11 protein-coding genes are annotated in these 6,464 nt (G+C 60.9%); 6 read left to right on the top strand and 5 right to left on the bottom strand.

What is annotated here, in order from left to right:
- A partial coding sequence (locus VJR29_00300; protein HKY61835.1) for a penicillin-binding protein occupies positions 1–379 on the top strand: 379 nt, incomplete at its 5' end.
- Positions 380–491: 112 nt separating this feature from the next.
- On the opposite strand, the gene VJR29_00295 is transcribed toward VJR29_00300, so the two are convergent.
- Together VJR29_00295 and VJR29_00290 are read right to left on the bottom strand one after the other, a co-directional pair.
- Positions 492–1,082 carry a peptidylprolyl isomerase gene (locus VJR29_00295; protein HKY61834.1) on the bottom strand — a complete coding sequence of 197 codons (591 nt, stop codon included), beginning with the start codon at positions 1,080–1,082 and terminating at the stop codon, positions 492–494.
- Between the two features lie 20 nt (positions 1,083–1,102).
- Positions 1,103–2,044 carry a histone deacetylase gene (locus VJR29_00290; GenBank protein HKY61833.1) on the bottom strand — a complete coding sequence of 314 codons (942 nt, stop codon included), beginning with the start codon at positions 2,042–2,044 and terminating at the stop codon, positions 1,103–1,105.
- A gap of 85 nt (positions 2,045–2,129) precedes the next feature.
- On the opposite strand from VJR29_00290, the gene VJR29_00285 reads away from it, so the two are divergent.
- The 4 genes from VJR29_00285 to VJR29_00270 all read left to right on the top strand — a co-directional run bounded on the left by VJR29_00285 (position 2,130) and on the right by VJR29_00270 (position 4,114).
- A complete protein-coding gene (locus VJR29_00285; protein ID HKY61832.1) occupies positions 2,130–2,339 on the top strand; it encodes a twin-arginine translocase TatA/TatE family subunit in 210 nt (69 codons plus the stop codon).
- An 11-nt stretch (positions 2,340–2,350) separates the two neighbouring features.
- Positions 2,351–3,085, top strand: a complete 735-nt coding sequence (tatC, locus tag VJR29_00280) for a twin-arginine translocase subunit TatC (GenBank protein ID HKY61831.1) — start codon at positions 2,351–2,353, stop codon at positions 3,083–3,085.
- Positions 3,086–3,098: 13 nt separating this feature from the next.
- Entirely contained in the window at positions 3,099–3,566 is a 468-nt protein-coding gene (locus VJR29_00275; protein ID HKY61830.1) for a hypothetical protein, read from the top strand.
- 71 nt (positions 3,567–3,637) lie between these two features.
- Positions 3,638–4,114, top strand: coding sequence for a hypothetical protein (locus VJR29_00270; protein ID HKY61829.1), 477 nt, complete (start codon positions 3,638–3,640; stop codon positions 4,112–4,114).
- A gap of 149 nt (positions 4,115–4,263) precedes the next feature.
- Here the strand turns inward: VJR29_00270 and VJR29_00265 are convergent, their stop codons facing one another.
- From VJR29_00265 to VJR29_00255, 3 genes are read right to left on the bottom strand one after another with little or no spacing between them, the layout of a single operon-like run.
- Positions 4,264–4,710, bottom strand: coding sequence for a TPM domain-containing protein (locus tag VJR29_00265; GenBank protein ID HKY61828.1), 447 nt, complete (start codon positions 4,708–4,710; stop codon positions 4,264–4,266).
- 2 nt (positions 4,711–4,712) lie between these two features.
- Complete coding sequence (locus VJR29_00260) at positions 4,713–5,450, bottom strand: TPM domain-containing protein (protein HKY61827.1); 738 nt, start codon at positions 5,448–5,450, stop codon at positions 4,713–4,715.
- Positions 5,447–6,076, bottom strand: coding sequence for a LemA family protein (locus VJR29_00255; GenBank protein ID HKY61826.1), 630 nt, complete (start codon positions 6,074–6,076; stop codon positions 5,447–5,449). Before VJR29_00255 ends, VJR29_00260 begins: the two co-directional genes overlap by 4 nt.
- An 89-nt stretch (positions 6,077–6,165) precedes the next feature.
- Between VJR29_00255 and VJR29_00250 the strand changes: the two genes are divergently transcribed.
- Entirely contained in the window at positions 6,166–6,360 is a 195-nt protein-coding gene (locus tag VJR29_00250; protein ID HKY61825.1) for a hypothetical protein, read from the top strand.
- Positions 6,361–6,464: the final 104 nt, after the last annotated feature.

Raw genomic sequence — 6,464 nt, 5'->3', positions numbered from 1 at the left:
GGCCGCCGGCAAGACCGGGACGACCAACGGCGAGACCGATGCCTGGTTCATCGGCTTCACGCCCGACATGGTGACCGGCGTTTGGGTCGGCTTCGACGAAAAGATCAAGAGCCTCGGCCGGGGCGCGACCGGCGGCACCGTCGCGGCGCCGATCTGGCTGGGCTACATGACCAAGGCCACCGAGAAATACGCGACCAAGGATTTCACCATTCCCAAATGGATCGACCTCTCGGTCTACGACACCCCGCTGCAAGTCGTGCAAGGCGGCGGCGACGCCGAAATGGGCGACGTCGGCGTCGGCACCGGCGTGGCCGCGACCAGCACCGATGGCGGCGGCGGTGGCGGCGGAGCCGAATTCTTCACGAAGGATTTGGACTAGCTGTCATCCTGAGGAGCGAAGCGACGAAGGATCTGCGACTGCCCAAGGTGGACCCTCTCAATTGGGCAGTCGTAGATCCTTCGCTTCGCCCAGGATGACGGGCTTCCGTCCGTCACTTCTCCGTGATCGTCACTTTCTTGATCTTGTCACCCTTGCGAATCTGGCCGACGACCTCCATGCCCTCGATCGTTTGACCGAAGACGGTGTAGCCGCCGTCGAGGAAGGGGGTCGCCTCGAGGGTGATGTAGAATTGAGAGCCGCTGGAGCGGCGCTGGGGGTTGACTTCGTCGCCGGTGCGGGCCCAGGCCAAAGCGCCCTTGAGATGGGGCTGGCCGATCTCGGCCGGAACCGTGTAACCCGGTCCGCCGGTGCCGTTGCCGGCCGGATCCCCGCCTTGAATGACGAAGCCGGGCTCAACCCGGTGGAAGGTCAGGCCTTCGTAAAAGCCGCCCTTGGCGAGCTGAACGAAATTGGTAACCGAGAGCGGGGCTTCCTTCGCGTAGAGCTTAACCTTGATGTTGCCCTTGTCGGTTTCGATGACGGCCTCGTAAGTCTTGGCCGGGTCGACGGTGCTTTTGCTGGGTTCTTTAGGAGTCATTTTAGTAACCTGAGGGCCGGCCAGTCCGGTCTGTGACACACAGGCCAAGAGCAGCGCCGTCAGGGTCGCGACAGTCATGTTTTGGATACGCCGGGATACAAGCATGGAATACCTCCAAGGTGCCATCATTTTTCGGTAAGGACGTTCAGTGTTTCCCGAACCCCGCCGGCCAAGCCTTCGAGGTCGTACCCGCCTTCTAAGGTATAAACCGATTTTCCGCCGCAAAAATCGGCGGCGACCTCTTCCAACGCCGCCGTCATCGCCCGAAATCCGGCGTCGCTCACCCGCATCCCGCCCAGCGGGTCGCGGAGGTGGGCGTCGTAGCCGGCGCTGATCAAGAGGAATTGGGGCTTGTATTCGCGCAGCGCCGGGATCAGCCCCTCTTCGAAGACCCGCCGGTACTCGGCGTCGCCGGCGCCGGCCGCCATCGGGAAGTTGAGGTTGTAGCCCTTGCCGGCTCCGCTGCCGGTTTCGGAAGCGGCGCCGGTTCCCGGATAAAACGGATAACGATGGGTCGAGGCGTAAAAAACATCGGGCCGGTCGTAGAACATGTGCTGGGTGGCATTGCCGTGATGGACGTCGAAGTCCACGATCGCGACCCGTTTCAAGCCGCGATTTTTCACCAAATGCTCGGCGGCCACCCCGACATTGTTGAAGAGGCAGAAGCCCATCGCGTATTCGCGCTCGGCGTGATGACCGGGCGGACGGACCCAGGCGAAGGCCGAATCGACCTCGCCGTCCAGCACTCGATCGGTGGCTTCCAGCACCCCGCCCGCCGCCAGCAAGGCCGCTTCGTAAGAGCGGTCGCTGGCGAAGGTGTCGCCGTCGAGATGGGTGCCGCCGGCGCCCGCGGTCCGGGCGACTTCCTCGAGATGCTGGCGGTCATGGACCAGCAAGATCTCCTCGGGGCTGGCTTGGCGCGGGGCGATCTCGGTCCACTTTTTCTCCAAGGCGCCTTGCTTCAGCAAAGGCTCCAGAGCCCGCAATCGGTCGGGCCGCTCCGGATGCATCGGTCCGGTCAAATGCTGGAGAAAAAGTGGATCGTGGACGATACCAATCTTAGTCATGCTTTCTCACTTCGCAAAATAGCCCATCTTCGCCGAATCGAAAAGCCCTTCCCTTTCCCTGGCCGGGTTGCTAACCATTCCCAATATGTTCGGTCTCGGCGGCGGAGAATTGATCATCGTCCTCCTCTTGGCCCTGGTCTTCCTGGGACCCAAGGAAATCCCGCGTGTCGCCACCCAATTGGGCCGCCTCTACCGCCAGTTGAAGGGCGCCGCCGAGGATCTCAAAACCACGGTCGAGCGCGAGGTCCGCGAGGAAGAATCCTCTAAGCCCGGCTCCAACGTCTCCAAGCCATGAACGAAAAGTCGATGACATTCCTGGAGCACCTCGAGGAGCTACGCTGGGCCTTCATCAAGTCCCTCATCGCCGTCATCCTGAGCTCGGCGGTCTGTCTGGGATTTTCCGGCAAAATCTTTCGCTGGCTCCAGGGTCCGCTCCAACAAGTGCTGCCCGAAGGTTCCCACTTCATCGCGACCACTCCCTTCGAATCCTACGCCGTTTATTTCAAGGTGGCGCTGGTCTTCGGCTTGCTGGCGGCTTCGCCCTTCATCTTCTATTTCTTTTGGGCCTTCATGAAGCCCGGCCTCAAGAAGGAAGAGCGCCGGGGAGTGATCCCGGTGGCCCTGGTTTGCAGCCTGCTCTTCGCCGGCGGCGCCCTTTTCGGCTACTTCGTCGTCTTCCCGACCGGCTTCCGCTTCGTCGTCGGCATCCTCGACGGCACCGGCATCGTGCTTTATCCGAAGATGAGCGATTACCTTTCCTTCGCCCTCCGCTTGTTGATCGCCTTCGGGGTCATCTTCGAGCTGCCGTTGTTTTTGCTGGTGCTGGGGAAATTCGGCTTGGTCAACGCCGCCCAGCTGGCCAAGGCCCGGAAATACGTGTTGGTCGGAATCTTCCTGGTCGCCGGCCTGCTGACGCCGGGCCCCGACGTGCTTTCCCAAATCCTCATGGCCCTGCCCTTGCTCCTGCTCTACGAAGTCGGCATCGTCCTGGTGCGGATCTTCGCTCCGGCCGGTCTCCGGGCAACCCCGGCCTCGGTCTGACGATAATCCCCTTATGGGAGCTTTCTCGCCGCGAAAAATCCTTCATCTGATCGGCTACTGGGCCGTCCTGCTCTGGATCGCTTCCTGCGTGGGGGGCCAAGACAAGGTCGAGGCTCCGGTGATCGAGTACAACGGCGTCGGCCTCCACCAATCCAACCCCCAAAACACCGTCGTCAGCGGAGTCATCAAGTCGAAGAACTTCACCGGCGGCGAGATCCTGGTCGAGGCTCGACGTTCGGTGCCCTGCGCCTACGGCCGTTGCCCGGTGGTCGGCGAGGAGCCGCTGGCCCAGCAAAAGCTGAGCTCGCCGGGCCCCTACAGCCTCCAGTTGGGAGTCAGCGCCAAGGATTTGATCATCGTGGCCACCGAGCCCGTCTCGGGCGGCGGCGCCCGCATCGCCCACCAATGGGTCTTGAGCGAGGCCGCCGACGTGGCCGGTGTCGACCTGTCGATGGACCGACCCTATCCCCCGCTTCGATAGCAACCTGAACCGTTAAAAGCCGATAATTCCCGATAGGTAGAGGATTTGGTGTTATTTTTGGGAGTATGGATATGGGCAACCTACGTAAAATTTCATTGATTTCGGCGGTTTTCACCTTGATTGGATTGTCGGCTTGCGGCGGCGGCCAAAGCCAATGGACCGAGGGAGAGTTGATCCAATTCTGGGCCGGCTCCTCCTTGAGCGGCCGCACCTCGGGCAGCCCCCAAGTCAACGATAGCAGCAACATCGTCAGCACCGAAACTCCGGCCAAGCAAGTCATGATCGGCGGCACCATCGCCGGCCAAAGCTCCGGCCCCATCACCGTCGCGGTTTACGATTCCGAGCCCTGCGCCAAGGGTTATTGCCCGATCGAAAGCAAAGGCCCGCTGGCCTCGACCCAGCTTTCGGCTCCCGGATATTTCAGCGTGGTGGTCCCGACCCAGGGCCAAAAGCTGACCCTCATCGCCAAGAGCGGTGCCTTGAGCGCCATGCATTACCTGGGCGAGCTGAGCAGCCGGGTCGACGGCATCGAAATTACTTTGGAATAGAAGTCATCCTGAGCGAAGCGAAGGATCTGCGACCCACCAAGGTACTTTGAAAGGTCGAATACCCTTCGTGTCATCCAACGGAATTCGGAAGAGACGAAGGGGCTCTTGGGCTTTTAGCTACTTGGTCAGTCGCAGATCCTTCGCTTCGCTCAGGATGACTCCGTAATCTGATTCGTCAGCTCATTTTCATCGTCGGCCTGTAGCGGAAAAAATTCCTTCATCTTGTCGCCGCAAGCTTGAATCCCTTCGATCAGGCCCTGCTCGAATTCACCGTGACGGAAGCGCTCCAGCACCCGGTCGCGGATCGAATCCCAAAATTCCTGGCCGACTTTTTCATGAATTCCACGGTCGCCGACCACGGCGAAGCGTTGGCTCTTCAGCTCCATCAGGAACAAGACGCCGTTGCGGTCGCGGGTCCGGGTGATGCCCAGCTTCTCCAAAAGTTGTTGGGCATAGTTCAGCAAGTCGCCTTGGTCGGAGCGCAGCAGATGGATCCGGATCTCACCCGAAGTCTCTTGCTCGGCGGCTTGAATGGCCGCGACGATCCGGGCCTCTTCGGCCTTGCTGAAAAATCGGCTCGGTGATTTGCCATGCATACTCACCAACCTCCGGAAGCCCCGCCGCCGCCAAAGCTGCCGCCTCCGCCGCGAAAACCCCCGCTCGAACCCCAGCTTCCACCGCCGCCACTGTAGCCGCCCCAACCGCCGGAGCTGCCCCAGCTGCCGCCTCGGTAAGAGCCATGGCGGTAAAGGCCGTAGGGCGTGGTCAAGAAGAGCAAAAGGATCGCCAGGATGAAGAGGACGATCAACAAAATAATGATCCAGGCCGGAAATGCGCGGGAGCTGGCGGCTTTGTATTCTCCGGCCGTGGCCTTGAGAATGGCCTCGACCCCGGCCCTCACCCCGCCATCGAAATCGCCGGCCTTGAAACGCGGCAGGATCTCCGTCTGCAAGATCGATTTCGCCACCGCGTCGGGCAAGGCTCCTTCCAGGCCATAGCCCACCTCGATGCGGACCTTGCGGTCGCTCTTGGAGACGATCAGGATGGCGCCATTATCCCGGCCGCTTTGGCCCGGCCGCCAGCGCTCGCTCAGACGAATGCCGAAATCCTCGATCGAGGACCCGCCCAAATCGGGAAAGGTGACCACCAATACTTGATTGGAAGTGTCGCGCTCGAAGGCCGCCAAGCCCTCCTCGAGTTGGGCCCGGGTCGCCGGGCTTAGGATTCCGGCTTGATCGGTGACGTAGTGATCGGGCGGCGGTGGCAGGTCGAGGGCCCGAACCGGGCCGGCCAAAGCCAGGCCGCAGAGCCCGAGAAACAGCAGCCGAATGCTCATGGCCCCTGGCCCGTGGTATCCGGCCCGCCGAAATCGACCTTGGGGGCTTGTTGAGCGCCGGGATCGGCCTTGAAATAGGGCTTGGGTTGGAAGCCGGCGAGCGAGGCCACCAAGGAGCCGGGAAAACGCCGAACCGCGGTGTTGAACTCTTGGGCCGTCTCGTTGAAGCGGCGCCGCTCGACCGCAATGCGGTTTTCGGTGCCCTCGAGCTGGGCTTGGAGCTCGAGGAAATTTTGATTGGCCTTGAGCTCGGGATAACGTTCCACGACCACCAGTAAGCGGGAGAGGGCCGAGGACAGGGCTCCCTGGCTGGCCTGGAACTTCTCGAAGGCCTGAGGATCGTTGACGGCGTTCTTCAGGGCATCGCCCGAGATCTGGGTGGCCTGGGCCCGGGCTTCCACCACTTTGGTGAGGGTTTCCTGCTCGAAATTGGCCACTCCCTTGACGGTGGCGACCAAGTTCGGAATCAAGTCGGCCCGCCTTTGATAGACGTTTTCGACCTGAGCCCAGCTTTGCTGAACCTTTTCATCCAGGGTGACGAGACGGTTGCGGGCCCCCACGAACCACATGGCGCCGATGACCACCGCCCCAATTAAGACCGCGAGCACGACGAGGAGTTTTTTCATGAAATGAAATGTAATGTCACTTCCGCTTGATTTCAAGAAAAGTTCGGCATAAGACCGCGTCAAAATTAACCTTTCCAGCGGGAGGCTTTATGGCGGAAGTGCTCGTCGTAGCATCGAAAATCAAGAAGTACATCAAGGACAAGGCCGGAATGAACACCTCGGGCAACACCATGGAGGCCTTGACCCAATTGGTGACCCGGGCCTTGGACCAGGCCATCGAAAACGCCAAAAACGACGGCCGCAAGACCGTCATGGACCGGGACCTCCAGGGTCCTGCCGCCTAAAAAAGGCCTTTAAATTCGAAGTCTTTTGTCTTAATTGCTTAATCTCTCCAGGAGGAGTGAATGTATCCTGTCGCCGTCGGCTTGCTCTTGATCGTGGGCATGGC

The sequence above is a fragment of the bacterium genome, from assembly GCA_035281585.1.
Classification (GTDB): domain Bacteria; phylum UBA10199; class UBA10199; order DSSB01; family DSSB01; genus DATEDP01.
This window is presented reverse-complemented; position numbering and strand designations above follow the sequence as displayed.

Excerpts from the sequence above, each read along its gene's own strand:
- VJR29_00295 (HKY61834.1), bottom strand. The coding sequence starts at position 1,082 with ATGCTTGTATCCCGGCGTATCCAAAACATGACTGTCGCGACCCTGACG.
- VJR29_00290 (HKY61833.1), bottom strand. The coding sequence starts at position 2,044 with ATGACTAAGATTGGTATCGTCCACGATCCACTTTTTCTCCAGCATTTG.
- VJR29_00285 (HKY61832.1), top strand. The coding sequence starts at position 2,130 with ATGTTCGGTCTCGGCGGCGGAGAATTGATCATCGTCCTCCTCTTGGCC.
- tatC (HKY61831.1), top strand. The coding sequence starts at position 2,351 with ATGACATTCCTGGAGCACCTCGAGGAGCTACGCTGGGCCTTCATCAAG.
- VJR29_00275 (HKY61830.1), top strand. The coding sequence starts at position 3,099 with ATGGGAGCTTTCTCGCCGCGAAAAATCCTTCATCTGATCGGCTACTGG.
- VJR29_00270 (HKY61829.1), top strand. The coding sequence starts at position 3,638 with ATGGGCAACCTACGTAAAATTTCATTGATTTCGGCGGTTTTCACCTTG.
- VJR29_00265 (HKY61828.1), bottom strand. The coding sequence starts at position 4,710 with ATGCATGGCAAATCACCGAGCCGATTTTTCAGCAAGGCCGAAGAGGCC.
- VJR29_00260 (HKY61827.1), bottom strand. The coding sequence starts at position 5,450 with ATGAGCATTCGGCTGCTGTTTCTCGGGCTCTGCGGCCTGGCTTTGGCC.
- VJR29_00255 (HKY61826.1), bottom strand. The coding sequence starts at position 6,076 with ATGAAAAAACTCCTCGTCGTGCTCGCGGTCTTAATTGGGGCGGTGGTC.
- VJR29_00250 (HKY61825.1), top strand. The coding sequence starts at position 6,166 with ATGGCGGAAGTGCTCGTCGTAGCATCGAAAATCAAGAAGTACATCAAG.